Here is a 25,952-nt window from a genome sequence, read left to right as displayed (position 1 = left end):
CGTCGAGCAGACCATCAGCACGCGGGGGGATGCACCATCTAGTGCATTCAGGACCGCAGGCTTGGATCAACCTGCGTAAGCATCAAGGACTCGGTTGGCTGCAGCTCGACAGACCAACTGGGCGACCAAGGTCGCAAGAGGCACGCTGCATCGCTCGGCTCGCCGTTCGGATGGAGAACCCCCGTCAGGAACTCTCTCTGCAACCTACCAGAGCGTGCGAAGCACGCCCTTGAGACTGCGCTTCAGTTGATCAGTAGCGATTGCCGCCGTAACCGCCAGCGCGGGGGGGACGCGCCTCCATCGGCTTGGCAATGTTCACGACCATGTCACGACCGCCCAGGTCCTGGCCATGCAGCGCCTCGACCGCGGCATTGGCTTCAGCGGCGGTGGACATCTCGACAAAGCCGAAGCCCTTCGACCGACCGCTGTCGCGGTCCATGATGACCTTGGCGCTGTTGACCGACCCGAACTCACTGAAAGTGCGCTGCATGTCGTTGTCGCTGAAGGCGTAGGGCAGGTTGCCCACGTAGAGTTTGTTTTCCATGATGTCTCCATTGAGGAAGGGGCCGCGCAGCAACATGCCGTGCGGTGCACAACGCCAGAGAACATCGAGAGGAATTCAGACAACGACGCGGCGGGTGCAAATCCGCCGGAGGGAGAAAGCAAGACCTGAAGAGCGACGATCTATTGAACGTCCAGCAGCCCGCAGCGTAGCACGTAATGCACTTTTGTGCAATGCAGCTTGGCGCCGCTTTGATCTCGATGGCCGGCTTGGAGCTGGAATCTGCAACCCCGCTCAGCGGGGCTCGAGCAACCTGCCGCCAGGTGTTGAATATCAGTAGTCTGTTCACCACCGGGACGCGAGTGGTGCGCTGCTGGAATGAACTGGAGTCGTGATTGGGCTGAATGCCAGCGCGTCACTCGCCGCTGATTCGGACTTGCGACCAGGGGCGGCTCTCTGGTTCGCTAGAAACGAGCTTGATGCTCTCGGCAATACTGACCTCCCTTGAATCGAGGCGCGTTGTTCCAGCAGAACCGACCCTCTGCAAAACTGATCTTCTCGTTGCAGTGCAGACAGATCAGCCTCTTTTCACCGGAACCGTTCTCGCCGGAATTGCCTGCAGCAGGCAAGACCGTTTCGGCTACTGGGATCTGAATGAAATCCGTGCTTTTTGGGTCAGGCTTGGTTTTTCCCCGAACCTTCTTCACCTGCATGAACTCTGGCAAATCAAGCAGATTGCCAGGCCGGTGCTGTCGAATCAGCTTCTCGCCCCACTCCTTGATCGTCTCGAGCGATCGCAGGTTGGCGATGGCCTTGAAGATCTTGGCTCCCCCGACCTCGCGGTCCACGTACTGCTCGCGCCACGACGGGAACTGGTCCGCCTTGATCACGTTGCGGGTGTCGAACTCGCTCGGCTTCGGACGCGTGATGATGGACTTCGGGTTGAACATCACGACGTGGTGGCACTGCATAGCGCCCCCAATCCGGGCTTCGATGCCCAGGCGATCCATGAGGCGCAGCAGCACCCGTTCGTGCCGGTGGCTCTGCTCGATGGGGGAAGGCACGCCGAAGCGGTCGCCGTCGTAATCGACGGTGAATTCGCCGTGCGCGTTGATGCTCACATTGCCGGCGTAGTTCTTGGTCTCGATCAGGTAGATGCCGAGGGCGCGGCTGATCACCAGGTGGTCGATCTGCGCGACGTCGCCTTCGAACACGAATCGCAAGTCGTGCAGGACGACGTGGTTCTCGGAATCCTTGAAGTACTGGTCCAGGTAGTACGCCGAATCGCGTTCGCCCTGGATACCCTTTCGCAGGCGGCCCAGTTCTTCGCGCAACCACTGCTTCTGCCGATAGTCCAGCAAGAGGTGGACTTCTGCAGGTCTTCAAGCAGTGCGAGCCGTTTGGTCTTGTCGTCTGCCTTCTTGAGCGGCATGGCGTTTCCTCCTCGTCCGCTCCATTCTGGGCAGTAGCCCAGCAGCGGACGAGGGGGAGAACCATTCAACCTTTCGAACTAATTGCTTCGGCCAATTGCCGGAGCAGCACTCCACCATCCCCCCGCCACGCACTCCCATGCATGCAAGCCAGCGTGGTCGGCTTCAGCTCCGCCAACCGCGCCAACGTGGCCCCCGTCTGCGGCGCATGGGCGAAGTAGTCCATCGGCTGCCGGAACGCTTCGCTCGGCCCGAGGATGTCGCCTTCGGTGAGCGGCTCGTCGCCATGCCCCGGCTGGGTGAAGAGGTCGCCGCAGAAGAAGGTGCCGGTGGTCGCGTCCATCATCAGGCCGCAGTCCCAGCCGTGCGGCACGTGCGGGGTGTCCAGCCACTGCAGGGTGTGGCGGCCCAGGCTTAGCGGCTCGCGGTCGGCCAGGGCGCGCGGGGCGCGGTCGACCATGTCGGAGACGGACACCATGGCCGCGATGCGGCTGCAGACCGGCACGGCGTCGGGCGCGGCGGCCAGCCACAGGTCGAGCGCGCCGCACTCGTCGGCCTCGAAGTGGGACAGGGCCGCGTAGCGCAGGCGCTCCACCGGCATCACGGCGGCCATGGCCTCGCGCACCAGCGGGAACATCTTGCGCGGGCCGGTGTGGAACAGCAGCGGCTCGTCGTCCAGCACCAGGTACTGGTTGAAGCAGAAGCCGTTCCCGTCGGGGAAGTCGACCGGCGTGTTGATGCGGTAGATGCCGTCGGCGATCTCGTGGATGTTGGTGCGGCTTTGCGGGTTCGTGATCATCGGTGGGCCTCGCCGGGTGGATGGTCGGAAGCTGCTTGTAGCGCGAGGCCTGCCCGGCCGTTGCAGCCATTTGTTCCGGCGGCCGGCCGCTACCGCTGGCCGAAATGCAGGCCCGCGAACAGGTCCTTGTGTTCGCGCGGCTGCGAGCGCCAGTAGGGCTTGGGCGCCTGCACCTGCGCACCCAGCCTGGCGGCCGCGTGCCAGGGCCAGCGCGGGTCGTACAGCATGGCGCGCGCCAGCGCCACTGCATCGGCCTGGCCGCTGGCGACGATGGCCTCGGCCTGCTCCGGTTCGGTGACCAGGCCGACGGCCACAGTGGGCAGGCCGGTTTCGGCGCGGATGCGCTCGGCGAACGGCACCTGGTAGCCCGCGCCCAGCGCGATCTTCTGCTGCGGCGAGACGCCGCCGCTGCTGACGTGCATGGCCGCGCAGCCGCGGGCCTTCAGCTCATGCGCCAGCGCGATGCTGTCCGGCAGGTCCCAGCCGCCCGGCACCCAGTCGGTGGCGGAGATGCGCACCCACACCGGCAGGTCCGCCGGCACCGCGGCGCGCACGGCGTCGAACACCTCGAGCGGAAACCGCATGCGGTTGGCCAGGCTGCCGCCGTAGGCGTCGGTGCGCTGGTTTGCCAGCGGCGAGAGGAACTGGTGCAGCAGGTAGCCGTGGGCGAAGTGCAGTTCGATGCCTTCGAACCCGATCCGCACGGCGCGCCGGGCGGCGTCGGCGAACTGTTGGCGCACGCGCGCCAGGCCCTCGTCGTCGAGCGCGGCGGGCGCGTGCTCGCCCTCGGCGTGCGGCACGGCCGACGGCGCCTCGGCGAGCCAGCCGCCCGGTGCATCGGGCGCGACCTGCTGGCCGCCATCCCACGGCGCGCGGCTGGACCCCTTGCGGCCGGCATGGGCCAGCTGCACCGCCACCGCGATCGGCGAGTACGCGCGGATCGCTGCCAGCACCCGCGCCAGCGCGCGCTCGTTGTCGTCGCTGTACAGGCCCAGGTCGCCCGACGTGATGCGCCCGACGGCCGAGACGGCGGTCGCCTCGACGATCAGCAGCCCGGCGCCGGACAGCGCGAGATGGCCCAGGTGGATCAGGTGCCAGTCGGTCGCGTTGCCCTCCTCGGCCGAGTACTGGCACATCGGCGCGATGACGATGCGGTTGGCGAGGCGCAGCGCGCCCAGTTGCAGCGGTTCGAACAGTCGGCTCATGCAGGTTCCCTCGGAAGGGCCCCATTGTGTCGGCTGTGGTCGAGCGGCTCGGGCCGGCGGATCCGGAGCACGAGCCGCCCACGGTCGCGCGTGGCGCTACGCCGTCGGCGCCGCAACCTTGTCGAGGAAGGCCGCGATCGCCGCGTTCACCGGCTCCGGATGCGTCACCGGCGCCATGTGCCCCAGGTCGGGGAAATCGACCCACCGCACGTTCGGGAGCACCGGGATCACCCGCTCGGCCACGCAGCGCGACGACTCGGGCGAGCGGCCGCCCACCATGTAGAGCACCGGCACGCTCACCTGCCGCAGTTCGTCCAGCGTCGCCGGTTCGGTGAGCAGCGCATGCGACCACTGCGGCAGGTTGCGGCAGGAGTCGACGATGGACGGGCGCCGCTCGGGCGGGGTGCGCTCGTAGCTGCCCTCGCCCATCCAGAAGTCGATGAAGGCGCGGGCCGCGGCTTCGGCGTCGCCGCGTTCCAGATCGGCGATGCCCTCGCGCACCACCTGCTGGATGCCTTCGGTGCCGTTGGGTCGCGGCGTGTCGCGGTCCACCATCGCGAACAGCGTGGGTTCGTACACGGCCAGGCTGAGCACGCGCGGCGGGTGCATCAGCGCCGCCTTGAACGCGATCGCCGCGCCATACGAGTGGCCGACCAGGTGCACGCCTTCCGGCGCGGAGGCCAGCAGGGCGTGGATCAGCTCGACTTCGTCGGCCAGCCGCAAGGGGCGCCCGGGCGGGGTCGGCGGCGACTTGCCGGCCCCGTAGGTATCTGCCGCAAGCACGCGGAAGCGGCCGGAGAGCGGGTCCATGAGCGGGCGCCACTGGCCGGAGTGGCTGGCATTGGCGTGCAGGCACAGCACCGTCGGGCCGGCGCCGGCTTCGCGCACGTAAGGGCTGATGGGCATGGCAGCGAGGGAGAGTGGCTGCGACTATCGGCCATCGGGCCGGCGCGGTCAACGCGGGAGAACCGGCTGAGCCGGCCCGCTGCGGATCACGGCACACTCCCCTGTTCCGAACTGGAGAACGGCCCATGCACGACCTTGCCCGACCCTGGCTGCAGCGCAGCGCATCCGTCGAAGCGGCGCAGGCCGCCGGCCGCCCGGTGGTCGCGCTGGAGTCGACCATCATCGCCCACGGCATGCCCTACCCGCACAACGTGCAGACGGCGCGCGAGGTCGAAGCGCTGATCCGGTCGATCGGCGCGGAGCCGGCGACCATCGCGCTGATGGGCGGCAGGATCCGCATCGGCCTGTCGGACGACGAGCTGGAGCTGCTGGCCCGCTCGCGCGAGGTCGAGAAGGTCAGCCGGCGCGACCTGCCGGCCGTGCTGGCCAGTGGTGGCCTCGGCGCGACCACGGTGGCGGGCACCATGAGCTGCGCGGCGCTGGCCGGCATCGAGGTGTTCGTCACCGGCGGCATGGGCGGCGTGCACCGCGGCGCGGCCGAGAGCTTCGACATCTCGGCCGACCTGCAGGAGCTGGCCCGCACCTCGGTGGCGGTGGTGTGCGCCGGCGCCAAGTCGATCCTGGACATCGGCCTCACGCTGGAATACCTGGAGACGCACGGCGTGCCCGTGCTCAGCTGCGAGCAGGACGCCTTTGCCGCCTTCTACACGCGCGACAGCGGCTTTCGCGCCGACTACCGGATCGACGACCCGGTGCAGCAGGCGCGCTTCCTGCGCACCAAGTGGGACCTGGGCCTGGCCGGCGGCGTGGTGCTGGCGACGCCGGTGCCCGAAGCGGCGGCCCTGCCGCGCGAGGAGGTCGACGCGTACACCCGCCAGGCCATCGACGAAGCGAAGGCGCAGGGCATCACCGGCAAGGCGCTCACGCCCTTCCTGCTGACGCGCATGGAGCAGCTCACCGGCGGGCGCAGCCTGGCGACCAACATCGCGCTGGTCAAGCACAACGCCGAAGTGGGTGCGCGGCTGGCCTGCGCGCTGGCGCAGCTGCGCCGGGCGCCGGGCTGAGGCCGCATGGCCATCGAGATCACCGAGCAGGAAGGCCTGCGGCTGATGCGCTTCGGCACGCCCTGGTGCCAGGGCGCGATGCGCATCGCCGCCCCGGACGAGCTGGTGATGGCGTACGCGGTGCGCATGTTCGGCTGGCTGCTGTTCCACGACCCTGCGGCCCTGCCCGACCAGCACCTCGTGACGCTGGGCCTGGGCGCCGGCTCGCTCACCAAGTTCGCCCATCGCGTGCTGGGCATGCGGGCGACCGCGGTGGAGATCGACGCGGGCGTGATCGAGGCCTGCCGCACCCACTTCCTGCTGCCGCCCGACGGCCCGCGGCTGCGGGTGGTGCATGCCGATGCGGCCGACTTCGTCCGCGAGCTGCACGGCAGCGACAGCGTCGACGTGCTGCAGGTGGACGCGTACGACGCGTCGGTCGACCGGCCGGCGCTGGACAGCGAGGCGTTCTACGCCGACTGCCGCGGCGGCCTGCGCGAGGGCGGCACGGTGGCCGTCAACCTGGTCGGCGGCGCGCTGGACGTGCGGGGCAGCGTGGCGCGCCTCCGCAGCGGCCTGCAACCCTCGGCCGTCTGGCAGTTCCCGCCGACGATGGCCGGCAACGTGGTCGTGCTCGCGCACTGCGGCAAGGTGCCGGCCGACGACGTGCTCGCCGCAAGGGCCGCGGAGATCGCGTCACGCTGGGGGCTTCCTGCGCCGGACTGGCTGGCCATGGCGCGTCGAACGCCAGGGGTGGTGCGCGACACCGGTTGACGGGCTGGCCCGGAGGACCACCAGGCCCCCTCAGGCCCGATCAGCCACCTTCTGCTGGACCTCGAGGGCGCGCTGCAGCAGCTTCGGCTGCCCGATGCGCTCCGTCCACGCCGCGAACGCCTGCGTCGGTCCCGACCAGCGCAGCGCCTCCACGTCCTCGAACAGCCGCGCATCGCTCTTCAGCGTGGCCAGCTGCTTGAACAGCTTCGCGGCCTCGGCCTGTTCGCCCAGCACGTCGGCCGGGAACGCCTCGATCGGCCCGTACCGGTTCAACAGCCGCGCGGCGCCGACCGCACCGATGCCCGCGATGCCGGGATAGCCGTCGGCGGCGTCGCCCACCAGCGCCAGGAAGTCGGGGATCAGGGCCGGCTCGACGCCGAACTTGGCCCGGATGTCGCCGGCGGCGCGGATCTGCGGGCCGCGGCGGTCCACCTGCACCACGCGGTCGCCGCGCACGCACTGCGCCAGGTCCTTGTCCGGGGTCCAGACGAGCACCTTCTGCACCCGCTCGTCGGCAGCGGCGATGGATGCGGCGCTGGCCAGCGCGTCGTCGGCTTCCAGTTCGACCATGGGCCACACCGCGACGCCCATCGCCGCCAGGCCCTCTTCCAGCGAATGGAATTGCGCGAGCAGCGCCGGCTCGATGCCCTCGCCGGTCTTGTAGCCGGGCCAGAGCCGGTTGCGGAACGACTCGATGACGTGGTCGGTCGCCACCCCGACGTGGGTGGCGCGGTTCTCGAGCAGCTGCAGCACGCCGTTGAGCACCCCGGCCACCGCGCCGAACGGCCGGTCGGCGCCCTTGGTGAAGCGGCGCAGGCCGTAGAAGTGCCGGAACAGCTCGTAGGTGCCGTCGATCAGGTCGACGATCACGGCCCGGTCGCGATCGGCTCGAAGCGCGGCCGGCGCGCGCCGTCCACCTCGATGCTTTCGAAGAACATGGCGTGCGGCCGCACCCACAGGCCCTGCTCGCCATACAGCGCGCGGTACAGGACCAATGGCTCCAGCGTCTCGCTGTGGCGCACGGCGCCGAGCACCTCGTACTCGCCGCCCTTGTAGTGCCGGTAGCGGCCGGTGCGAGTGGGGGGCAGCGGGGGAAGGTCGGACATGCGCGGCAATGTAGCAGCGGGCCGCATCGCTGCGGCAAGGGGGTGTGCGCCGGCCGTGCGCCCGCTGCCGTGCTCAGCGCGAGGCGGCATCGTCCAGCGGCACCTGCCGCGTGCCCGGCCGCGCGTTCGGGAAGTCGCGCAGCGACGCCCGCAGCAGCGCCACCGGGCTGGTGCCGGCGCTGCCGCTGGCTTGCGACTGGAACACCACTTGGCCGCTGGCCAGGTCGCGGATCTGCACGTCCAGGCGCTGCGCGGGCCGCGCGCCGCTGCCGCCGATCGGAAAGCCGAGCCCGATGCCGATGCCGCCGACGCCACCGCTGCCGCCCGCGACGCCGACGCCCACCGTCGGCCCGCCGCCATACGGTGCGTCCCAGGGGCCGTAGCCGTAGCTCCCCGGGTCGCGTCGGGCCGTCAACTGCACGGCCAGCCGCGGCGACACGTCGTCGCGCCGCAGCCCGGCGCGCGCCAGCAGCGCATCGGCGGCGGCTTCCAGCTCGTTCTGGCTCGGCTGCGCGGCCTGCGAGGGCAGGCGCTCGTAGCGGTAGCCGGACCCGGCCGGCAGTTGCAGCGGCCAGGTGAAGACCTGCACGGTCGCGGGCGGCGGCGTGCCGGCGCAGGCCGCGAGCACGACGGCGGCGGACAGCAGGAGCAGGCGACGTTGCGGGGACGGGACCATGGGCGGATGGTCGCGCTGCTTCGGCGCTTGCGGTGTAGGACCGCAGCCGCTGCACGGGGTGCTTCGTGGCTGATCCGGCCGGCTGGCTCAGCGCCGATGCCCGCCCCTCTGGCAGCATGGCGCCCCACGCACCGGAAGAACACATGGCACCGCCCGAGTCACTGCCGATGGGAAAAGTGCCCGCAGGGGAGGCTGGGCTGCGCCTCATCCACCTCGACGCCGACCTCGCCGCCATCGACAAGCCCGCCGGCCTGCTGGTCCACCCCAGCAGCCTCGACGCGCACGAGACGCACACCGCCGTCGACCTGCTCGAGCGGCAGCTCGGCGAGCGGGTCTTCCCCCTGCACCGCCTGGACAAGGCCACCAGCGGCGTCCTGCTGTTCGCCCGCCACGCGCAGGCCGCGCGCGAGCACGGCCAGGCCTTCGAGGCTGGCCGCATCCGCAAGCAGTACCTCGCGCTCGTGCGCGGCTGGCCGCCCGAAGCCGGAGAGATCGACTACCCGCTGGCCCGCGATCCGGAGCTGCCCTCCGCCGGCCAGCCGCGCGTGGCGGCCCTCACCCGCTACCGGCGACTGGCCTGCTTCGACTGGCCGTTCAGCGTGGACGGCCGGCACCCGAGCAGCCGCTATGCGCTGGTGGAAGTGGATCCGCTCACCGGGCGGCGCCACCAGATCCGCCGGCACTTCAAGCACCTCGCGCATCCGCTGGTGGGCGACACGACGCACGGCAAGGGCGCGCACAACCGGGCGGTGGCGCAGTGGCTGGGCGTGTCGCGGCTCTGGCTGCATGCGCTGCGCGTCGAGCTGCCGGGCGGCTTGAGCATCGAGGCGCCCGCCGGAGCGGAATGGGCGCCCTTGCTCAGCTGAGCGCTCGCCCTTCGCCGCCGAACGGTGCCACCATCCACGCAACCGCAGGAAAGGCCCGCCCCGATGCCCTACGAACTCCACTACTGGCCCACCATCCAGGGCCGCGGCGAATTCGTCCGGCTGGCGCTGGAGGCGGCCGGTGCGCCCTACGTCGACGTCGCGCGCGAGGAAGGCGGCATGCCGGCGATGGACCGCTACCTGTCCTCGCCCGAGGTGCAGCGCCCGCCGTTCGCGCCGCCGTTCCTGGTCGACGGCAAGCTGGTGCTGGCGCAGACCGCGGCGATCCTGCTGTACCTGGGGCCGAAGCTGGGGCTGGTGGGCGCCCGTGCGGCCGATGCGCTCTGGACGCACCAGATCCAGCTGACGATCGCCGACTTCGTGGCCGAGGTGCACGACGTGCACCACCCGATCGCCAGCGGCCTGTACTACGAGGACCAGCAGGCGGAAGCGCAGCGCCGCGCGGCCGACTTCCGCCGCCACCGGCTGACCAAGTTCATGGCCTGGTTCGAGGCGGTGCTCGAACGCAACCCGCGCAACGCCGGCGCTTCCATGCCGCAACTGGTGGGCGGGCGGCTGTCCTATGCCGACCTGTCGCTGTTCCAGGTGGTGGACGGGCTGCAGTACGCGTTCCCCAAGGCAACCCGGCGCGTGCTGAAGAAGGCACCCCGGGTGGCGGCGCTGCACGCGGGCGTGGCCACGCACCGGCGCCTGCGCGCGTACCTGGCCAGCGGGCGGCGCATCGCCTTCAACGAGCAAGGGATCTTCCGGCGCTATCCGGAACTGGATGCGTAGGCGCCGCCGGCGACGGTGAGCGCGCAGCCCCCCGGATAATCCCGGCATGAATGCCGCGTTCGACCTTCTCACGCTGCGCGTCGTGATCGCCGTGGCCGAGTCCGGCTCGATCAGCGCCGGGAGCGACCGACTGCAGCTGGCCGTCGCGGCGGCGAGCGCGCGCATCTCGTCGCTGGAGGCGGCGCTGGGCATCCGCATCTTCGAGCGCTCGCCGCGCGGCGTGGAACTCACGTCCGCCGGGCGCGTGCTGGTGCAGCGCGGGCGCGGGCTGCTGGCCGATGCCGACCGACTCGCCACCGACCTGCACGACCTGAGCCAGGGGCTGGCCGGCCAGGTGCGCATGCTGGCCAATGCGTCGGCGCTGCTGGAGGTCCTGCCGGCGCGGCTGCAGGCGTTCACCCGCAGCCATCCAGGCATCCGCGTCGACGTGGAGGAGCGCATCAGCCCGGAGATCGCGCAGGCGCTGCTGGAAGGCCGCACCGACGTGGGCGTGGTCGATACCCGGACGCTCTCGGCCGGACTGGAATTCCTGCCCTTCTTCCGCGACCGGCTGGTGCTGGTGGTGCCGCGCGGCCACCCGCTTGGCGGCGCCGGCCCGCTGCGCCTGGCCGACCTGGTGGACGAGAACTTCATCGTGGTGGCCGGGCCGAATGCGGTCAGCACCCGCCTGTTCAACGCGGCCACGGCGCTGCGCCAGAGCATCAAGGTGCGGCTGCAGATGCGCAGCTTCGACGCCGCCAGCCGCCTGGTGGCGGCCGGCCTGGGCGTGGCCGTGCTGCCGGGCGAAGCCATCGCACCGCAGCTGCAGCACCTGCCGCTGCAGGCCCTGCCGCTGGCGGAGGACTGGGCCGAGCGCACGCACTACCTGGCCCTGCGCACCGGCAGCGATGCGCCGGCGGCGGCCCGCACGCTGGTGCAGGCCCTGCTGACCGAGGGCTGAGCCCGCTGCGGGCCGCGCGCCCCGGGGGAACCCTGATTTCGCGGTACGCGAAAGCCGGCATCGCGGCGTCTGCTTGCCACCCCGCCGGGGCATCCGGACACTGGCCGGCCATGCCAACCATCACCGCCGTCCGCGCCACCCCGCTCAACCTGCCCGTCACCGTGGGCAGCGGCAGCCGCAGCAAGTCCACGTTCCTGTCCATCTGCATCGTCGAGGTGGAACTCGACGACGGCCGCACCGGCTGCGGCATGACCGCGATCACCGAGGAAGAGGTGGTCGCCGCCATCGTCAACGAAGTGGCCGGCCATGCCCTGGTCGGCATGGACCCGCTGCGCCACGAGCAGATCTGGGACAAGCTGTTCTGGCTGCTCGCCCCGCGCGGCCAGTCGGGCTACGCCAGCCACGCGATCGCCGCGATCGACCTGGCGCTGTGGGACCTCAAGGGCCAGATCCTGGGCCAGCCCTGCTGGCGCCTGCTGGGCGGCGCGCGCGACCGGGTGCCGGTCTACGCCACCTTCGGCTTCGCCTTCTTCGACCGCGACGAACTCGCCGCGGCGGCGCGCAGCTGGGTCGAGCGCGGCTTCAAGCGCCTGAAGATGACGGTCGGCCACCACGCGCTGCAGCGGCGCGACGAGCCGCGCCCGCTGGCCGACGTGATCCGCGAGGACGTGGAGCGCATCCGCGCCGTGCGCGAGGCGGTCGGCCCGGACGTGCAGCTGTACATCGACGCCAACTGCAGCCTGGACTACTTCCATGCCCAGGACCTGGCCCGGCGCATCGAGGACTTCGACATCAGCTTCTTCGAGGAGCCGGTGGCGCAGAACGACATCCCCAACCTGGCCAAGCTGCGCGCCAGGACCCGCATCCCGCTGGCCGCCGGCCAGAACGAGGGCCTGGCCAGCCGCTTCCGCGACATGCTGGCGGCGCAGGCCGTGGACGTGGTGCAGCCCAATGCCTGCATCACCGGCGGCTACACCCAGTGCCTGAAGATCGCCGGCCTGGCCGCCGCCTTCAACGCCGGCTTCGCCAACGGCGGCGCCTGGCCGCACCACAACATGCACCTGCACGCCGGGCTCGCCAACGGCAGCCTGGTGGAGTACCACTCGGTGGCGGTCGAATGCTGCAAGCTGGTGTTCGACGGCCTGCCCGAGCCGGTCGAGGGCATGCTGGCGCTGCCCGAGGCGCCGGGCCTGGGCTTCCGGCCCAACCGCGAGCGCGTGGCCGAACTGGCCAAGCGCCCCGGCTCGCGCGGGGCCGGCAAGGCCTGAGCCACCGAACCACAACGAACTCAAGGAGACTACCCGTGACCAAGCGAATCCCTTCCTTCCTGGCCTCGCGCCGCGCCCTGCTGGCGGCCGCCACCCTGGCCCTGGCCAGCCCGTTCGCGGCGGCCCAGGCCTTTCCGGACAAGCCGGTCAAGCTGCTGGTGGGCTACAACGCCGGCGGCGGCGTGGACGCGATGGCGCGGCTGCTGTCGGCCCGCCTGCCGGCGCTGCTGGGCCAGCAGGTGGTGGTGGAGAACCGGTCCGGCGCCAGCGGCATGATCGCCGCCGAGGCGGTCGCCAACGCGGCCCCCGACGGCTACACGCTGCTGCTGGGCGAGAGCGGCATGATGATCACCTCGCTGCTGCAGCCGCGCGGCAACCTCGACCCGATCAAGTCCTTCACGCCGGTGGCCGGCGCCTTCGTCACGCCGCTGATGGTGGTGGCCGGCAACAGCCTGCCGGCGAACAACCCGAAGGAGCTGCTCGAGCTGATCAAGGCCAAGCCGGGCGGCCTCTCGTATGCGACCTCGGGCGTGGGCACCGTCCACCACCTCGGCTTCGAGATGCTGAAGGCGCGCTCGCAATCCTTCATCGTCCACATCCCCTACCGCGGCGCCTCCCAGATCGTGCCGGACGTGATCGGCGGCCAGGTGCCCATCGGCGTGGTCAGCGCGGCGGCCGGGCTGACGCAGGCGAACGCCGGCAAGCTCAAGGCCATCGGCATGATGAGCGCCGGCAAGCTGGCCGGCGCCGAGAAGGTGCCCGCCTTCGCCGACGCCCTGCCCGGCTTCGACGTCGCGCCGCGCCTGTTCGTGCTGGCCCCGGCCGGCACGCCGGCACCCGTGGTCGCCAAGCTGGACGAGGCCCTGCGCAAGGTGCTGTCCAGCGCCGAGCTGGAGCAGGCGGCCTCCCGCGCCGGCGGCGTCGTCTCGTACCTGCCGCCGGCACAGCTGGGGCAGGCCATGGCCAGGGAAACGGCCGACTGGTCCAAGCTGATCAAGTCGCAGAAGATCGCCGTCCAGTGAGCGACCGCGTGCCCACGATCGGCCTGGTCGTGCCGCCCGGCCATGGCCGGGTGCCGCAGGACGGCCCGCTGCTTTACGGCGATCGCGTGCGCTTCATCGCCCGCGGCCTGGGCATCGCCGGGGTGTCGCCGGAAGGCTTCGCGCCGGTCATCGACACCGTGCTCGACCGCGCCTGCGAGCTGCGCGAGGCCGGGGCCGAGGCCATCTCGCTGATGGGGACTTCGATCAGCTTCTACCGGGGCGCGGCGTTCACCGAATCGCTGCGCGAGCGGATGCAGGAAGCCACCGGCGTGCCCTGCACCACGATGAGCCACGCCATCCTGGCGGCGCTGCGGCAGCTGGGCATCCGGCGCGTCGCGGTCGCGACCTCCTACATCGACGAGCTGAACGACAAGCTGGAGGCCTACCTGACGCAGGCCGGCTTCACCGTGACGGCGATCCAGGGGATGTCCATCACGGGCGTGCAGGAAGTCGGCGAGGTCTCCACCGAAGCGCTGGTGCGCCTGTCGCACCAGGTGCTCGCGCAGAACGCCACGGCGGACGGCGTCTTCATCTCCTGCGGCGGCCTGCTCACGCTGGACGCGATCCGCCAGCTCGAGCGCGAGCTGGGGCTGCCGGTGACCGCCAGCTCCCCGGCCGGCTTCTGGGATGTGGTGCGACTGGCCGGCGTGGCACCGCGGTCGCGCGGATTCGGGCGGCTGTTCGAATCGCAAAATCTCCAGCCCGCCTACTGATCCTGCGCGAACGCCTTCAGCTTCGCCAGCGCCGTGTCCCACTGGCGCCCGATCACCTCGAGGGTCCGGCGCGCCTCTTCCAGCTGGGTGGGATCGAACTGCCACAGCCGCTCGCGGCCGATCTTCAGGTCCTTGACCAGGCCGGCGTCGGCCAGCACCTGCAGGTGCTTGGTCACGGCCTGGCGGCTGATGTCGGTGTTGGCGGTGAGCTGGGTGATGGAAAAGGCGCCGCCGGCGCACAGCACGGCGACCAGGCGCAGCCGCGTCGCGTCGCCCAGCGCGAAGAACACCTGGGCGAGCTGCGACGGCGGCGCGGCTGGTGGCTGGGGCCGCACCGGTCCTGCGCCGGCAGCCTCGGCTGCGGCAGACTCAGCGCGCGGCTTCGGCATGGCGGCGGATGTTCTCCAGCTGGGCGGTCCAGCCGCCGGAGTTCATGCGGAAGGCCTCCAGCCGGCGGTGCGGCGGCACCTGGTCGAAGCCGGACTCCACCGTCCTGACCAGGGTGGCGTTGTTGGGCGCGTCGTGCAGGGTCCAGGTGACCAGGGTGGGCTCTTCGCCGCTGTAGTCCACGGCCGGATCGACCGCGTACGGGTGCCAGCGCCACGAGAGCAGCTGCTGCGGCTCGACGCGCTCGACCTTCACCTCGAACAGGATGTGGGTGTAGCCCTCGATGGTGATCGGCCCGCGCGTCACCTGGCCGGGCGCGAAAGTCTGCCCCTTCAGGTCGGCGCCGAACCAGCGACCGAACCGTTCCGCATCGGACAGCAGCTGCCAGACCTTGGCGCGCGGGGCGTCGATGAGGATGCTGCGCTCGATGCGATCGCTGGCCTGGGATTCGCTGGGCTCGGTCATGGTGCTCTCCTGGGGTGGGATGGAACGAATCGGCAACCGATTCGTTGCATGTCATTGTGCGCCCGAATCCGGCATCGCGCAACCGATCGGTTGCCGTTCTGTTCCACCCGGTCCGGACCCCGGCAGATTCCCTCGCTGCTGTCTGCAACCCATTGCAGCGGACGCGACATATGCACGGGGCTGACTGCCGGCAGCAACGCCGAAGCCCGGGGCCGCCCCGGGCGCAGCCTTGCGCGGCCGCCGGGCTGCGGCCAGCCCAGCCGGATCGTTTCTAATACGGGCCCCGCGGGCAGGCAGCCGCCTTGCGCCGACGGGCGAGCCGGGCTCCGGCTCCCGGGCCTCCGGCCCACCTGCCGCGGGCGCTGCGCCCGCGGGAATCAACCACGAGGACCGCAGCGCACCCGCCCCGGTGCAGAGGATCGCTTTCTTGCACAGCACGTTCGGCACTTCCCGGCTCGTCCGCCTGCTCGACCCCTGGGCGCGGGTGGACGCGGACCGGTCCGGCATGGACGTCGCCGAGCGGACCAGCCTGTGGATCGGCCCGCTCGACGCGATCCGGCTGCAGGCGGCGCACCAGGCGATCCCGGCGACGCCGGCCACGGCCCCCCGCCGCCCGGCGCGAAGCCAGGCGATCGCGGCCCTGGAAGAAGACGTCCAGCGGGTGCGCGGCGTGCTGGCCAAGGCCATCGCGCAAGACCCGCTGGCGCTCGCCAACCTCGAGCCGGACGACCCCGGCGTCAGCTACGCGCCGTTCCGGCAACGCCAGCTGGAACTGCAGCGCCAGATGGAGCAGATGGTGGCGGCCCTGCGCGACCACGTGCGGCAGGCCGTCGCCGCCGTGTCGCCCCGGCTGCGGCAGCTCGCCGCGCTGGACGCGGCGCTGGAAGAGGTGCTCGCCGCGCGCGAACAGAAGCTGCTGCCCACCGCCGCCACCCTGCTGGAGCGCCGCTTCCACCAGTTGCGGCGCGCGCACCTGCAGCCGACGGATGCGGCCGAGCCGGGCGGGGACCGCCCCGGCGCCTGGCTGCCCGCCTTCACGCGGGACTGGCACCAGGCGCTGCTGGCCGAACTGGCGCTGCGCCTCGAACCCGTCGCCGGCCTGCTGGACGCCCGGCGCAACGAACACGAACCATGAGCAATCGAATCTTCGCCCTGGCCTTCTTCCTCGGCCTGCTGGCCCTGGGCTGGGTCGCCACCGGCTTCGTCGGCACCAGCGCCCTGGCGCTGGCCATGACGGCCGTGATCGCGGCGACCTACCTCGTCGGCGCCCACGAGCTGCGGCAGTTCCGCGCCGCCACCGGCACGCTGCGCGCCGCACTCGACGGCCTGTCCGAACCGCCGGCCGCGCTGGCCGACTGGCTGCAGCGCCTGCCCGCCGGCCTGCGCGATGCCGTGCGGCTGCGCATCGAAGGCGAGCGCGGCGCCCTGCCCGGCCCGGCGCTCACGCCCTACCTGGTCGGCCTGCTGGTGATGCTGGGCATGCTGGGCACCTTCCTGGGCATGGTGGTCACCTTCAAGGGCGCGGTGTTCGCGCTGCAGGGCTCCACCGACGTGCAGGCGATCCGCGCGGCGCTGGCCGAGCCGATCAGGGGCCTGAGCCTGTCGTTCGGCACCTCGGTCGCGGGCGTGGCCGCCTCGGCGCTGCTCGGGCTGATGTCGGCGATCGCGCGGCGCGAGCGGCTGGACGCCGCGCGACTGCTCGACGCCAGGGCCGCCGGCGTGCTGCAGCCGTTCTCGCTGGCCCACCAGCGGCAGGAGGCCTTGCGCGCCGTGCAGGCGCAGTCGCGCGTGCTGCCGGAGGTGGCCGAGTCGCTGGGCGCCATGCTGGAGCGCATCGAGCGCCGCAGCGAGCAGCTTGATGCGCAACTGGCGGAGCGGCAAACGCAGTTGCAGCGCGAAGTGACCGCCGCCTACGCCGAGCTGGCGCGCAGCGTGGGCCAGTCGCTGCAGCAGCACCTGGCGGCCAGCGCGCAGGCCACCGGCGAGACCATCCGCCCGATCGTGCAGTCGGCGATGGCGCAGGTGGTGCAGGAGTCGCAGGGCCTGCACCAGCGGCTGGGCGAGGTCGCGCAGGCGCAGGTGGACGCCCTGGCCCGCCAGTTCAGCGCCGCCGAGCAGCAGCGGCTGCAGGCCTGGACCGACGCGCTGGAGCAGCGCGCCACCCAGGTGGCCGATCGCGCCGGCGCGCAGGCGCAGCGCGCTCTGGAGCAGGTGGCGCAGGTGCTGGCCCAGTCGGGCGAACTGGTGCAGTCGCGCGCCGAAGCCGAGTCGCGCTGGCTGCGCGAGCACGGCGAGGGCATGGACCGGCTGGCCGCCACCTGGCGGACCGAGCTGTCGGCGCTGCGGCAGGAGGAAAGCCAGCGCGGCGAAGCGGCCGTGCAGCGGCTGGGCGACCTTCGATCCACGGTCGCGGGGGAACTGGCGGCCCTGCGGCAGCAGGAAAGCCAGCGCGGCGAGGCGGCCACGCAGCGCCTGGGCGAGCTGCAGTCCACGCTGGCGCAGCACCTGGCCACCCTGCGCCAGGAAGAAAGCGCGCGCGGCGAGGCCGCCGTGCAGCGCCTGTCGGACCTGCAAGGCGCCGTCACCCAGCACCTGGCCACCCTGGGCGCCGCGCTGGAAGCGCCGCTCACCCGCCTGCTGAATACCGCGGCCGAAGTGCCGCAGGCGGCAGCCGGGGTGATGTCGCAGCTGCGCGAGGAGATGAGCCGGGTGGCCGAGCGCGACAACCTGGCGCTGCAGGAGCGCACCGTGCTGCTGGAGCGGCTGGGCGCACTGCTGCACTCGCTGGAGCAGGCCTCGGGCGAGCAGCGCCAAGCCATCGAGTCGCTGGTCGAATCGGCGTCGGGCGTGCTGGAGCAGGCCCAGGCGCGGTTTGGCCAGGCGCTGGAGGCGCAGGCCGGCCAGGCCGCCGACGCGGCGGCGCACGTGGCCGGCAGCGCGCAGCAGCTGGCCGGCGTGGCCGAGTCCTTCGGCGAAAGCGTGCGCGCCTTCCAGGCCAGCCACGACAAACTCACCGACGCGCTGCAGCGGGTGGAAGCCTCGCTGCGCCAGTCGACCGAGCGCAGCGACGAGCAGCTGGCCTACTACGTGGCGCAGGCGCGCGAGGTGATCGACCTGAGCATCGCCTCGCAGCAGGCCATGATCGACAGCCTGCGCCCCTTGCAGGGCAAGGCGCAACCGGCGGCGCTGGCCGAAGCGGGCGCCTCATGATCGGCGCGGACGACGGCGACGCCGCGGCGCAGGAGGTCGCGCCGGCCTGGACGGTGTTCGCCGACCTGATGTCGGGGCTGCTCGGCGCGTTCGTGCTGGTGCTGATCGGCGTGCTGGTCAGCCAGATGGACCTGGCGGCCAGCCTGCAAGCCGAGATCGAGAAGCGCCGCATCGAGGAGCAGCGACGCATCGCGCTGGAAAAGGCGCTGGCGATCCCGCTGGCCAGCGGCCGCATCACCGTGGACAACGGCCGCATCGGCATCAGCGGCAGCGTGCTGTTCGCGGTCAACTCCGATCGCCTGCGGCCCGAGGGGCGGCAACTGCTCAAGAGCCTGGTGCACCCTTTGCGCGTGTACCTGGGCGAGCGCCAGGAGATGCTGATGGTCAGCGGCTTCACCGACGACACGCCGGTCAGCGGCGGCAACCGCCGCTTCGAGGACAACCTGGAGTTGTCGGCCCAGCGGGCGCTGACCGTGACGCGGGCGCTGGTCGAGGACGGCATGCCGGCCTCGCAGGTGTTCGCCGCGGCGTTCGGCGCCGAGCAGCCGGTGGCCTCGAACGCGGACGAGAAGGGGCGTGCGCTGAACCGGCGGGTGGAGATGGCGCCGGTGCCGCGCACGGCCGCGGCGAAGGAAGCTGACGGCGCTGGCGCTGGGCCGGCGCACGGGGCGGCGGCCGGGGGTTCGCGTGGGTGACGCCGCGGGCGATTCGGCGGATGCGCCGCGCACGCTGGCGCAGCTGAACGCCTACATCCGCCGCGCAACGGCGGCACGGCGCGCGGCCCCCGCGCCCGGCGAGCCCGCGGACCCGCACGAGCTCGCCAGCGTGCGCCGCTTCCGCCAGGCCTGGGACCGGCACCGCACGATCGACCAGTTGCAGCAGGCCGTGGCGCGTACGCCGGCCAATGCCGGCCCGCTGAACTCCCACGCGCTGGTGCTGCGCTCGCTAAAGCGGATGGGCGAGCTCTCGCCCGACTACCTGCGCCGCTTCATGGCGCAGCTCGAGACGCTGCACTGGCTGCAGCGCGCCGCCGAGCAGTACCCGCGCGAGCGCGGCGCCGAGGCAGGAAAGCCGGCGAAGGGACGGCGCAGGAAGTAGAAGGGGGCCATTGCGGTCTCGAGCCGCAAACCGGCGGTGTCATTGCGGCCTTGAGCCGCCATCCACCCACGCGCTGGTTCCTGAGCGGGAGATGGATCCCGGCTGGCGCCGGGATGACAATTCCACGTGACCGGCCTTGCCCGAGGCCATCTCCATCCACCAGGAAGCACCCCATGGTCCTGCTCGAATTCGCGATGTCGCCCGCCGCCCCCGGCGGCGAAAGCCTCAGCCCCTATGTCGCCCGCATCCTGGACATCATCGACAGGAGCGGCGTCACCTACCAGCTCACCGCCATGGGCACGATCCTGGAAGGCGACTGGGACGAGGTGATGGCCGTGGTCGGCGCCTGCTTCCGGGCGCTGGAAACCGACTGCCCGCGCATCGGCATGAACCTGAAGATGGACTACCGGGCCGGCCCCCAATCGCGGCTGCGCAGCAAGATCGATGCGGTCGAGCAGCAGCTCGGCCGCAAGCTGCGGACCTGAGCGTCGCGGTCAGCCGGCCTGCGCGCCGCCGCTGACCATCCACGGCGTGCCGAAGCGGTCGCTGCACATGCCGAAGGCTTCGGTCCAGAAGGTCTTGCTCATGGGCATGGTCACGCTCCCGCCGGCCGACAGCGCCGCGAAGATCCGCTGCGCCTCCTGCGCCGTCGGGTAGTTCAGGGCCAGGCCGAAACCGGCCATGGCCGCCTTGTGCTGGCCGGCCGGCGAATCCGAGGCCATCAGCCGGCGCTCGCCCTCGAGCAGCAGGCTGGCGTGCATGATGCGGTCGGCCGAGCCGGGCGGGCAGTGTTCCGGCTGCGGCGACTGCGCGTAGGTCATGAAGGTCTCCATCCGGCCGCCGAGCGTGCGCTCGTAGAAGCGCATGGCCTCGGCACACTGGCCGTCGAAGAAGATGTAGCAGTCGAGCGTGGGCATCTGGGTCTCCTTGCAGGGTTCGGCAGCGGGGCCGGATCGCGGCCCGCTCCGTTCACGACGAACGGGGCCCATCGGAATCGACGGCCCTTGCCTCGGCAGTCCCTCGAATCGGGGCCGCCCTCGCCGCAGCCTACGCTCGCCGGCCGCTCTTCCGCGCGTCGTTTGTTTCGTGGTGCTCGCGCGAGTCGCCCGGCGCTTGCTCGCGATCGGCCATGCCGTAATCGCGCACGACGCTGGCGATGCGCAGCCGGTAGTCCTCGAACACGGTGGCCCGGCCGAGTTCCTGGGCTCGGCGGTGCGCCTCGAGCTGGCGCCAGCGGGCGACCGCAGCTTCATCGCGCCAGAAGCTCAGCGACAGCAGCTTGCGCGGCTCGGACAGGCTCTGGAAGCGCTCGACGGACAGGAAGCCGTCGACCTGCTCGAGCAGCGGACGCAGGGCGGCCGCGGTGTCGAGGTAGGCGGCCTGGCGGCCGGGTTGCGGGGTGACTTCGAAGAGGACGGCGATCATCGGGGCTCCTGGACAAGGAAGGTGCGGCGTCGGGCAGGGCCGCCCGTGCACACGGCCGGCCCTGCCGGGGGAAAGAAGGCGCAACGCTCAGCGCAATTCGGGCAGCAACGCTTCGGGCACGGCCTCGCAGAAGGTCCGCTCCTCGCGCAGGATGAAGCGCTGGCGCTGGGCGAACTCGAAGTTGGCGCGGCCTTCGGCATCGGCCTTCAGGCGGGTGCGGTAGGCCTCGTAGGCGGCCAGGCTGTCGAAGGCGACCAGGCCCCAGGCGATGTTGTTGCTGCCCTCGTGCGGCAGGAAGTAGCCGAGCAGGCGGCCGCCGCAGCGCGGGATGATGCGGCCCCACTGGCGGGCGTATTCGGCGAACGCTTCGCGCTGGAACGGGTCGATCTGGTAGCGGATGAAGCAGGTGAGGGTCATGGCGGTCGGGCCGGAGTGGGCGAAGCCGTCATGGTCCGGCGCCCGCCCGCGCCGATGCTTCGCTGCCGGACGAAGCATGGCCCGCCACCCCTGCGGCACACTGCGCGCATGAACACCAACCAGTTGGCCCGGGTCGCCTCGCTGGTGGGCGAGCCGGCGCGCACCGGCATGCTGGTCGCGCTGATGGACGGCCGCGCGCTCACCGCGCACGAGCTGGCGAACGCCGGCCGCGTCACGCCCGCCACCGCCAGCCGCCACCTGGCCCTGCTGGTGGAAGCCGGCTTGCTGCGCCTGGAAAAGCAGGGCCGGCACCGCTACCACCGGCTCGCATCCGCCGACGTGGCACGCCTGCTGGAAGGGATCATGCAGCTGGCCGCCGCCTCCTCCCCCGCGCCGCACCGCGTGGCCACCGGGCCGCGCGACGCGGCCCTGCGGTTGGCGCGCACCTGCTACGACCACCTGGCCGGCGGCCTCGCGGTGGCGATCGCGGACCGGCTGGTGGATGAGGGTGCGGTGGTGATCGAGGAGGACACCGCCGTGGTCACGGACAAGGCCGCCGCCGCGCTCGCCGGCCTGGGCCTGGATGCCGAGGCGCTGCAGGCGGACGGCCGCAGCACCCGTCCGCCCTGCCGCCCGTGCTTGGACTGGGGCGAGCGGCGCATGCACCTGGCCGGCCGGCTGGGCGCCCTGCTCTGCTCGCACTGCCTGCAGCAGGGCTGGCTGCTGCGCAAGCCGCAGACGCGTGCGCTGCAGCTCACGCCGGCCGGCGCGATCGCTTTGCGCGACTGGCTGGGAACCGAGCGCTGGCAGTCGCTGGTCGACGGCTGAGGCGGCGTCGCACACGGCCACGCGCGTGCGCCGCCCGCGGTGCGGCCTTCAGCGCCGGCCGCCCACCATGGCCAGCACCTTGCCCGCGTCCAGCGTCTGCGCCTGCTGCTGCATCTGCGGCAGGTAGCGGGCCTGCAGGCCCTGGGCTTCGCCGGCGATGCCGGCATAGGCTTCCTTGAGCATCTGCGTGGACAGGGTGCGGCCGCCGGCGTAGTAGCGCCGCGCGACGTGGCCGAGCGCATAGGTCGCCACGAAGCTCATGCCCGAACTCACCGCCTGCCGGCCGACGCCGCCCAGCAGCCCGCCGCCGACACGGCCGAGCAGGCCGCCCAGCAGCTTGCGGCCGGCCTGCTCCAGGTACTGCGAGGTCAAGCCGACGCCGACGGTGGCCAGGAAGTCCTTGACGTGCCCCTGGTCCAGCTCGTAGCCGTACGACTGCCCGATGCGATAGACCAGCCGCATCTGCAGCGGGATGATGGCCAGCGTCGACAGCGACTCGGGCAGCAGCTCCAGCGCGCCGTTGGTGATGGCGGCGTTCAGGATCATCTGGTCGAGTTCGGCGTCCGCCAGCCGGGATGGACGAGCGGCGGCCACCGGCTGGCCGGGCGCGACAGTTGCCGGCGCACCGGCCTCGGGCAGGGGCCCGTCCAGCGGCGCGGCGGCCAGCGCTTGCGCGGCGTCGGTGAACTGCCGGGCGGGGCCCGCCTCCAGCCCGAGGGCCGACCGCAGCTGCGCCAGGAATTGCTGCTCGGGCACCGATTGCACGCCGTCGGCGTCGCACACGCACACGGCCATCTCGTAGGCCAGCTGGCGCGCGTCCGGAGAGCCGAGCGAGGCGGCCGCCTGCTCGATCGTCACTCGCTTCATCAGCACGTCCTGCACCAGCGTGGGCAGGTGCACCGGGTCGGCTTGCGCCAGCCCGTCGGCGATGCGCTTGACCTCCTCGCGCTCGCGATCGTGCTTGCTGCCGTCGGCGAACGCCGCCATCAGGCTGAGCGTGACGATGGCCTGGGTGTCGGAAGGGCTCATGCGCGGGAACTCCTGGCAAAAGAAGGTTGGTGCTCGCGGCGACGGCAGCGGTTCCCGGCCGCCCTGATCAGGCACCACGAGTGGCGCACACCCCCGCGCCGGCAGCCCTCAGGCGTCCGGCACCGGCATCGTGAACCAGAACGTCGCGCCCAGGCCGGGCTGCGCTTCGGCCCAGACGCGGCCGCCCTGGCGCGTGACGGCGCGCGCCACGGTGGCCAGGCCGACACCGGTGCCGGGAAATTCGTCCTGCCGGTGCAGGCGCTGGAAGGTGCCGAACAGCTTGCCGGCGTGCGCCATGTCGAAGCCGGCGCCGTTGTCGCGCACGAAGAACTCGCCGCGCGGCGGCGCCCCGCCGAATTCGATCTCGGCTCGCTCGGTGCCCGAGGTGAACTTCCAGGCGTTGCCCAGCAGGTTCTCCAGCACCGAGCGCATCAGGCGCACGTCGCCCAGCACGAGCAAGCCCGGTTCCACCCGCCAGCGCACATCGCGCTCGGGCGTCTCGGCCTTCATGCGCTCCAGGATCTCGACGGCCAGGCCGCTCAGGTCGACCCGGCCGCGCACGATCTCGGCCTGCGACACGCGCGCCAGCGACAACAGCCCCTGCACGAGTTGCACCATCTCCTCCGCGTTGGCTCGGATGCGCTGCAAAAAGTGCGCGGCCCGCGTGCCCTCCAGCTCCGTCCCCAGCTCCTGCTGCAGCAGCTGGGCGAAGGCGCCGATGCGCTGCAAGGGCGACTGCAGGTCGTGCGAGACCGAGTACGAGAACGACTGGAGCTGCTCGTTGGCCAGCCGCAGCGCGGTCTCCTGCGCGATCAGGTCGGTGATGTCGGTGTCCACGCCGACCCAGAACGCGATCTGGCCGTCCTCGCCGCGCACCGGGCTGGCGCGGTAGGTGGTGGTGTGCCAGGTGCCGTCGCGCGCGCGCAGCCGGCGCGTGCCCTGGAACGTGCAACCTTCGACGCGGCAGCGCACCCAGTCCTCGCGCATCCGGGCCAGGTCGTCGGGATGGATCAGCTCGATCCACTCGTTGCCCAGCCAGCGCGGCGGCGCGCCGCCCACCAGCTCGTACCAGGCGCGGCTGATGAAGGTGATGCGGCCCTGCGGATCCATGGTCCAGATCGGCAGCGGCGCCTCTTCGGTCAGGGTGCGGAACAGCGCTTCCTGCTGCTGCAGCTCGCGCGTGCGCCTCTCGATGCGCTGCTCCAGCGTGGCATTGAGCTGGCGCACCTGCTCGACCAGGTGCATCTGCTGGGTGACGTCCTGCACGGCGCCCTGCAGGCGCACCACGGCGCCGCTGGCATCGCGCACCGGCTCGGCCATGGCGCGCAGCCAGCGCCAGTGTCCGCCGGCGGTGGACACCTCACCCTCGGCCTCGAACGGCACGCCCTGGTGGATGGACTTGCGCAGCGCCGCCTCGACGGTCTCGCGGGACTTCGTCGGGAGCCCCGCCAGCAGCTGCGTCAGCCGCTGCGGGACGGCGTCCTCGAAACCGAACACCGCCCGGGCCTGCTCGGACCAGCCGATCCGCCCGCTGCGCACGTCGAGGTACCAGCTGCCCATGCGTGCCAGCCGCCCGGCCATGCGCAGCATCTCGGCCTGGCGTTCGAGCTGCTCCTGCGCCATCTTCAGTTCGTGCACGTCGGTGGAGGTGCCGTACCAGGAGACGATGTCGCCCCGCGACCCGTGGTTGGGCATCGCGCGCACCAGTTGCCAGCGGTAGCTGCCGTCGGCCTGGCGCAGGCGCATCTCCACCGACACCGGCATGCCGGCATCGGCCCACTCGGCCCGGTGGGCGGCGACCCGCGCCCGGTCGTCCGGATGGCACAGCTGCTCCCACTTGGCGCCGATCGCGGTCTCCACCAGCAGCCCGGTGGCCGCCGTCCAGCGCTCGTTGACGAACTCCACCGTGCCATCGGCATCGGTGGTGAAGACGATCTGCGGCATGGCCTGGGCCAGTTCGCCGAAGCGCCGCTCGATGTGCCGGCGGCGCAGCGACTGGCGCTGCAGCTGCCAGCCCAGCACGGTGGCCGCGGCCAGGGCCAGCGTCCACAGCCCGCCGGTCAGCCAGGCGAAGCGGTTCCAGGGCGCAAGCAGCTGCGACACCGAGGAGCCGACGTTGACGATCAGTTGCGGGTAGAGCGGCAGCGTGCGGTACGCCACCACGCGATCGACCTCGTCCAGCACGCTGCGGATGCGCAACACGCCGTCGGGCGAGGCCGGCAGCAGCCGGGTGAACAGCGGCAACTGCGACAAGTCGCGCCCCATCGCCTGCTCGTTGGCCGGGCTGCGGATCATGAGCTGGCCGCTGCGGTGGAACAGGCCGATCACGCCCTGCGCGCCCAGGTCCATTTCACGCCAGGCCGACTGGAAGTACGGCGGCTCGATGGCCGCCGCGATCACCCATTGCACGCGGCCGTCGGGATCGCGCACCGACCGGGAAGCGACGACGATCCCCTTGTGGGTGACGCGGCTGCTCACGACCCGCCCCACGAAGAATCCCGGCTCGGGTGAATCCAGGTGGAACCGGAAGTACTCGCGGTCCCTCACCGAGAAGTCGGCAGCGCCCTCGTTCGACCAGAACAGGATGGTTCCCTGCGGGTCGATCACCCACAGGTTGCGAACGAAGGGCAGGCCCTCCAGCTGCTTGCGCAGCATGGCGCGGGCCGCCTCGGTGTCCAGCGGGCCTTCGGCGCCCATCACGCGCAGCTCGTGCCCGGCCAGCTGCAGGCGCACGTCCACCACCTGCAGGCTGCGCGTGGTCTGCTCGGCGATGACCTGGGCCAGCGCCTGCGTCACCTGCTCGCCGGCGCGCAGCGCCTCGACCCGCAGGTGGGCCAGGGCCAGGGCCAGCAAGGCGCCCAGAACCAGGGCGAAGCCGGCCACCCACCACAGGATGCGCGGCCGCCAGGGGCGCGCCGGCCCCCTCATCGGTTCTGAAACGGTCGGCCCGAATTCGGCCGCCCTGCGCCGCAGCATCCCCATCCTTCTCCTTCCGGGTCTTCTTGAATATGTACCCGGATGATGCCTGCG

General features: G+C 71.7%; 29 protein-coding genes. 14 read left to right on the top strand and 15 right to left on the bottom strand.

Going from position 1 to position 25,952, the window contains the following annotated elements:
• Window positions 1-250: 250 nt before the first annotated feature.
• The 5 genes from PE066_RS18430 to PE066_RS18410 all read right to left on the bottom strand — a co-directional run bounded on the left by PE066_RS18430 (window position 251) and on the right by PE066_RS18410 (window position 4,842).
• Complete coding sequence (locus PE066_RS18430; protein WP_271233986.1) at window positions 251-544, bottom strand: RNA recognition motif domain-containing protein; 294 nt, start codon at window positions 542-544, stop codon at window positions 251-253.
• A gap of 422 nt (window positions 545-966) precedes the next feature.
• A complete protein-coding gene (locus tag PE066_RS18425) occupies window positions 967-1,863 on the bottom strand; it encodes a nuclease-related domain-containing protein (protein WP_271233985.1) in 897 nt (298 codons plus the stop codon).
• Window positions 1,864-1,999: 136 nt separating this feature from the next.
• Window positions 2,000-2,731, bottom strand: a complete 732-nt coding sequence (locus PE066_RS18420; protein WP_271233984.1) for an MBL fold metallo-hydrolase — start codon at window positions 2,729-2,731, stop codon at window positions 2,000-2,002.
• An 89-nt stretch (window positions 2,732-2,820) separates the two neighbouring features.
• On the bottom strand, window positions 2,821-3,936 hold the full coding sequence (locus PE066_RS18415; protein ID WP_271233983.1) for an NADH:flavin oxidoreductase/NADH oxidase: 1,116 nt from the start codon (window positions 3,934-3,936) through the stop codon (window positions 2,821-2,823).
• 96 nt (window positions 3,937-4,032) lie between these two features.
• Window positions 4,033-4,842, bottom strand: coding sequence for an alpha/beta fold hydrolase (locus PE066_RS18410; RefSeq protein ID WP_271233982.1), 810 nt, complete (start codon window positions 4,840-4,842; stop codon window positions 4,033-4,035).
• 125 nt (window positions 4,843-4,967) lie between these two features.
• Here PE066_RS18410 and PE066_RS18405 point away from each other — a divergent pair, with 125 nt between their 5' ends.
• Together PE066_RS18405 and PE066_RS18400 are read left to right on the top strand one after the other, a co-directional pair.
• Complete coding sequence (locus tag PE066_RS18405) at window positions 4,968-5,906, top strand: pseudouridine-5'-phosphate glycosidase (RefSeq protein WP_271233981.1); 939 nt, start codon at window positions 4,968-4,970, stop codon at window positions 5,904-5,906.
• 6 nt (window positions 5,907-5,912) lie between these two features.
• Window positions 5,913-6,659, top strand: a complete 747-nt coding sequence (locus PE066_RS18400) for a spermidine synthase (RefSeq protein ID WP_271233980.1) — start codon at window positions 5,913-5,915, stop codon at window positions 6,657-6,659.
• Between the two features lie 30 nt (window positions 6,660-6,689).
• Here the strand turns inward: PE066_RS18400 and PE066_RS18395 are convergent, their stop codons facing one another.
• From PE066_RS18395 to PE066_RS18385, 3 genes are all read right to left on the bottom strand, one after another.
• Window positions 6,690-7,529: a 5'-3' exonuclease gene (locus PE066_RS18395; RefSeq protein ID WP_271233979.1), complete on the bottom strand. Its 840-nt coding sequence runs from the start codon at window positions 7,527-7,529 to the stop codon at window positions 6,690-6,692.
• Window positions 7,526-7,765 (bottom strand): DUF1653 domain-containing protein, encoded by a 240-nt coding sequence (locus PE066_RS18390; protein WP_271233978.1) that lies wholly within the window; start codon window positions 7,763-7,765, stop codon window positions 7,526-7,528. The genes PE066_RS18395 and PE066_RS18390 overlap by 4 nt, the downstream gene beginning before the upstream one ends.
• Before the next feature lie 73 nt (window positions 7,766-7,838).
• On the bottom strand, window positions 7,839-8,441 hold the full coding sequence (locus PE066_RS18385; RefSeq protein WP_271233977.1) for a DUF4136 domain-containing protein: 603 nt from the start codon (window positions 8,439-8,441) through the stop codon (window positions 7,839-7,841).
• Between the two features lie 167 nt (window positions 8,442-8,608).
• Between PE066_RS18385 and PE066_RS18380 the strand changes: the two genes are divergently transcribed.
• From PE066_RS18380 to PE066_RS18355, 6 genes are all read left to right on the top strand, one after another.
• The gene (locus PE066_RS18380; protein WP_271233976.1) at window positions 8,609-9,307 is read left to right on the top strand and encodes a pseudouridine synthase; all 699 of its coding nucleotides are present in this window, start codon (window positions 8,609-8,611) and stop codon (window positions 9,305-9,307) included.
• Between the two features lie 63 nt (window positions 9,308-9,370).
• Window positions 9,371-10,099: a glutathione S-transferase gene (locus PE066_RS18375; protein ID WP_271233975.1), complete on the top strand. Its 729-nt coding sequence runs from the start codon at window positions 9,371-9,373 to the stop codon at window positions 10,097-10,099.
• Window positions 10,100-10,145: 46 nt separating this feature from the next.
• Window positions 10,146-11,039 (top strand): LysR family transcriptional regulator, encoded by an 894-nt coding sequence (locus PE066_RS18370; RefSeq protein ID WP_271233974.1) that lies wholly within the window; start codon window positions 10,146-10,148, stop codon window positions 11,037-11,039.
• A gap of 110 nt (window positions 11,040-11,149) precedes the next feature.
• Window positions 11,150-12,307, top strand: a complete 1,158-nt coding sequence (locus tag PE066_RS18365) for a mandelate racemase/muconate lactonizing enzyme family protein (RefSeq protein WP_271233973.1) — start codon at window positions 11,150-11,152, stop codon at window positions 12,305-12,307.
• Between the two features lie 35 nt (window positions 12,308-12,342).
• Complete coding sequence (locus PE066_RS18360; protein ID WP_271233972.1) at window positions 12,343-13,329, top strand: Bug family tripartite tricarboxylate transporter substrate binding protein; 987 nt, start codon at window positions 12,343-12,345, stop codon at window positions 13,327-13,329.
• Complete coding sequence (locus tag PE066_RS18355) at window positions 13,326-14,063, top strand: aspartate/glutamate racemase family protein (RefSeq protein ID WP_271233971.1); 738 nt, start codon at window positions 13,326-13,328, stop codon at window positions 14,061-14,063. The genes PE066_RS18360 and PE066_RS18355 overlap by 4 nt, the downstream gene beginning before the upstream one ends.
• Here PE066_RS18355 and PE066_RS18350 read toward each other — a convergent pair.
• Window positions 14,057-14,398: an ArsR/SmtB family transcription factor gene (locus tag PE066_RS18350; protein ID WP_271233970.1), complete on the bottom strand. Its 342-nt coding sequence runs from the start codon at window positions 14,396-14,398 to the stop codon at window positions 14,057-14,059. The genes PE066_RS18355 and PE066_RS18350 overlap by 7 nt on opposite strands.
• A 34-nt stretch (window positions 14,399-14,432) precedes the next feature.
• Window positions 14,433-14,915 (bottom strand): SRPBCC family protein, encoded by a 483-nt coding sequence (locus PE066_RS18345; RefSeq protein WP_271233969.1) that lies wholly within the window; start codon window positions 14,913-14,915, stop codon window positions 14,433-14,435.
• A gap of 427 nt (window positions 14,916-15,342) precedes the next feature.
• Between PE066_RS18345 and PE066_RS18340 the strand changes: the two genes are divergently transcribed.
• From PE066_RS18340 to PE066_RS18320, 5 genes are all read left to right on the top strand, one after another.
• Window positions 15,343-16,050 (top strand): DUF3348 family protein, encoded by a 708-nt coding sequence (locus tag PE066_RS18340; protein ID WP_271233968.1) that lies wholly within the window; start codon window positions 15,343-15,345, stop codon window positions 16,048-16,050.
• A complete protein-coding gene (locus PE066_RS18335; protein WP_271233967.1) occupies window positions 16,047-18,125 on the top strand; it encodes a hypothetical protein in 2,079 nt (692 codons plus the stop codon). The genes PE066_RS18340 and PE066_RS18335 overlap by 4 nt, the downstream gene beginning before the upstream one ends.
• Window positions 18,122-18,820 carry an OmpA family protein gene (locus tag PE066_RS18330; protein WP_271233966.1) on the top strand — a complete coding sequence of 233 codons (699 nt, stop codon included), beginning with the start codon at window positions 18,122-18,124 and terminating at the stop codon, window positions 18,818-18,820. The genes PE066_RS18335 and PE066_RS18330 overlap by 4 nt, the downstream gene beginning before the upstream one ends.
• On the top strand, window positions 18,813-19,223 hold the full coding sequence (locus tag PE066_RS18325) for a DUF2894 domain-containing protein (protein WP_271233965.1): 411 nt from the start codon (window positions 18,813-18,815) through the stop codon (window positions 19,221-19,223). Before PE066_RS18330 ends, PE066_RS18325 begins: the two co-directional genes overlap by 8 nt.
• A 173-nt stretch (window positions 19,224-19,396) precedes the next feature.
• Window positions 19,397-19,708 carry an MTH1187 family thiamine-binding protein gene (locus PE066_RS18320; protein ID WP_271233964.1) on the top strand — a complete coding sequence of 104 codons (312 nt, stop codon included), beginning with the start codon at window positions 19,397-19,399 and terminating at the stop codon, window positions 19,706-19,708.
• 9 nt (window positions 19,709-19,717) lie between these two features.
• Here the strand turns inward: PE066_RS18320 and PE066_RS18315 are convergent, their stop codons facing one another.
• From PE066_RS18315 to PE066_RS18305, 3 genes are all read right to left on the bottom strand, one after another.
• The gene (locus PE066_RS18315) at window positions 19,718-20,140 is read right to left on the bottom strand and encodes a VOC family protein (RefSeq protein WP_271233963.1); all 423 of its coding nucleotides are present in this window, start codon (window positions 20,138-20,140) and stop codon (window positions 19,718-19,720) included.
• Window positions 20,141-20,270: 130 nt separating this feature from the next.
• Window positions 20,271-20,648: an antibiotic biosynthesis monooxygenase family protein gene (locus PE066_RS18310; RefSeq protein ID WP_271233962.1), complete on the bottom strand. Its 378-nt coding sequence runs from the start codon at window positions 20,646-20,648 to the stop codon at window positions 20,271-20,273.
• An 87-nt stretch (window positions 20,649-20,735) separates the two neighbouring features.
• Entirely contained in the window at window positions 20,736-21,065 is a 330-nt protein-coding gene (locus PE066_RS18305) for an NIPSNAP family protein (RefSeq protein ID WP_271233961.1), read from the bottom strand.
• Between the two features lie 108 nt (window positions 21,066-21,173).
• Here PE066_RS18305 and PE066_RS18300 point away from each other — a divergent pair, with 108 nt between their 5' ends.
• Entirely contained in the window at window positions 21,174-21,893 is a 720-nt protein-coding gene (locus tag PE066_RS18300) for an ArsR/SmtB family transcription factor (protein ID WP_271233960.1), read from the top strand.
• A 48-nt stretch (window positions 21,894-21,941) separates the two neighbouring features.
• Here PE066_RS18300 and PE066_RS18295 read toward each other — a convergent pair whose 3' ends face one another.
• Together PE066_RS18295 and PE066_RS18290 are read right to left on the bottom strand one after the other, a co-directional pair.
• Window positions 21,942-22,922: a YcjF family protein gene (locus PE066_RS18295; protein WP_271233959.1), complete on the bottom strand. Its 981-nt coding sequence runs from the start codon at window positions 22,920-22,922 to the stop codon at window positions 21,942-21,944.
• A 108-nt stretch (window positions 22,923-23,030) separates the two neighbouring features.
• Complete coding sequence (locus tag PE066_RS18290; protein ID WP_271233958.1) at window positions 23,031-25,850, bottom strand: PAS domain-containing protein; 2,820 nt, start codon at window positions 25,848-25,850, stop codon at window positions 23,031-23,033.
• Between the last annotated feature and the right edge of the window lie 102 nt (window positions 25,851-25,952).

The organism is Ramlibacter tataouinensis (assembly GCF_027941915.1).
Classification (GTDB): domain Bacteria; phylum Pseudomonadota; class Gammaproteobacteria; order Burkholderiales; family Burkholderiaceae_C; genus Ramlibacter; species Ramlibacter tataouinensis_C.
The sequence above is the reverse complement of the archived record's forward strand: the minus strand, read 5'-3'. Positions and strand labels throughout refer to the sequence as shown.

Excerpts from the sequence above, each read along its gene's own strand:
- PE066_RS18390 (WP_271233978.1), bottom strand. The coding sequence starts at position 7,765 with ATGTCCGACCTTCCCCCGCTGCCCCCCACTCGCACCGGCCGCTACCGG.
- PE066_RS18330 (WP_271233966.1), top strand. The coding sequence starts at position 18,122 with ATGATCGGCGCGGACGACGGCGACGCCGCGGCGCAGGAGGTCGCGCCG.
- PE066_RS18380 (WP_271233976.1), top strand. The coding sequence starts at position 8,609 with ATGGGAAAAGTGCCCGCAGGGGAGGCTGGGCTGCGCCTCATCCACCTC.
- PE066_RS18375 (WP_271233975.1), top strand. The coding sequence starts at position 9,371 with ATGCCCTACGAACTCCACTACTGGCCCACCATCCAGGGCCGCGGCGAA.
- PE066_RS18310 (WP_271233962.1), bottom strand. The coding sequence starts at position 20,648 with ATGATCGCCGTCCTCTTCGAAGTCACCCCGCAACCCGGCCGCCAGGCC.
- PE066_RS18365 (WP_271233973.1), top strand. The coding sequence starts at position 11,150 with ATGCCAACCATCACCGCCGTCCGCGCCACCCCGCTCAACCTGCCCGTC.
- PE066_RS18415 (WP_271233983.1), bottom strand. The coding sequence starts at position 3,936 with ATGAGCCGACTGTTCGAACCGCTGCAACTGGGCGCGCTGCGCCTCGCC.
- PE066_RS18430 (WP_271233986.1), bottom strand. The coding sequence starts at position 544 with ATGGAAAACAAACTCTACGTGGGCAACCTGCCCTACGCCTTCAGCGAC.
- PE066_RS18345 (WP_271233969.1), bottom strand. The coding sequence starts at position 14,915 with ATGACCGAGCCCAGCGAATCCCAGGCCAGCGATCGCATCGAGCGCAGC.
- PE066_RS18320 (WP_271233964.1), top strand. The coding sequence starts at position 19,397 with ATGGTCCTGCTCGAATTCGCGATGTCGCCCGCCGCCCCCGGCGGCGAA.
- PE066_RS18420 (WP_271233984.1), bottom strand. The coding sequence starts at position 2,731 with ATGATCACGAACCCGCAAAGCCGCACCAACATCCACGAGATCGCCGAC.
- PE066_RS18385 (WP_271233977.1), bottom strand. The coding sequence starts at position 8,441 with ATGGTCCCGTCCCCGCAACGTCGCCTGCTCCTGCTGTCCGCCGCCGTC.
- PE066_RS18290 (WP_271233958.1), bottom strand. The coding sequence starts at position 25,850 with ATGAGGGGGCCGGCGCGCCCCTGGCGGCCGCGCATCCTGTGGTGGGTG.
- PE066_RS18370 (WP_271233974.1), top strand. The coding sequence starts at position 10,146 with ATGAATGCCGCGTTCGACCTTCTCACGCTGCGCGTCGTGATCGCCGTG.
- PE066_RS18405 (WP_271233981.1), top strand. The coding sequence starts at position 4,968 with ATGCACGACCTTGCCCGACCCTGGCTGCAGCGCAGCGCATCCGTCGAA.
- PE066_RS18295 (WP_271233959.1), bottom strand. The coding sequence starts at position 22,922 with ATGAGCCCTTCCGACACCCAGGCCATCGTCACGCTCAGCCTGATGGCG.
- PE066_RS18315 (WP_271233963.1), bottom strand. The coding sequence starts at position 20,140 with ATGCCCACGCTCGACTGCTACATCTTCTTCGACGGCCAGTGTGCCGAG.
- PE066_RS18300 (WP_271233960.1), top strand. The coding sequence starts at position 21,174 with ATGAACACCAACCAGTTGGCCCGGGTCGCCTCGCTGGTGGGCGAGCCG.
- PE066_RS18400 (WP_271233980.1), top strand. The coding sequence starts at position 5,913 with ATGGCCATCGAGATCACCGAGCAGGAAGGCCTGCGGCTGATGCGCTTC.
- PE066_RS18305 (WP_271233961.1), bottom strand. The coding sequence starts at position 21,065 with ATGACCCTCACCTGCTTCATCCGCTACCAGATCGACCCGTTCCAGCGC.
- PE066_RS18335 (WP_271233967.1), top strand. The coding sequence starts at position 16,047 with ATGAGCAATCGAATCTTCGCCCTGGCCTTCTTCCTCGGCCTGCTGGCC.
- PE066_RS18410 (WP_271233982.1), bottom strand. The coding sequence starts at position 4,842 with ATGCCCATCAGCCCTTACGTGCGCGAAGCCGGCGCCGGCCCGACGGTG.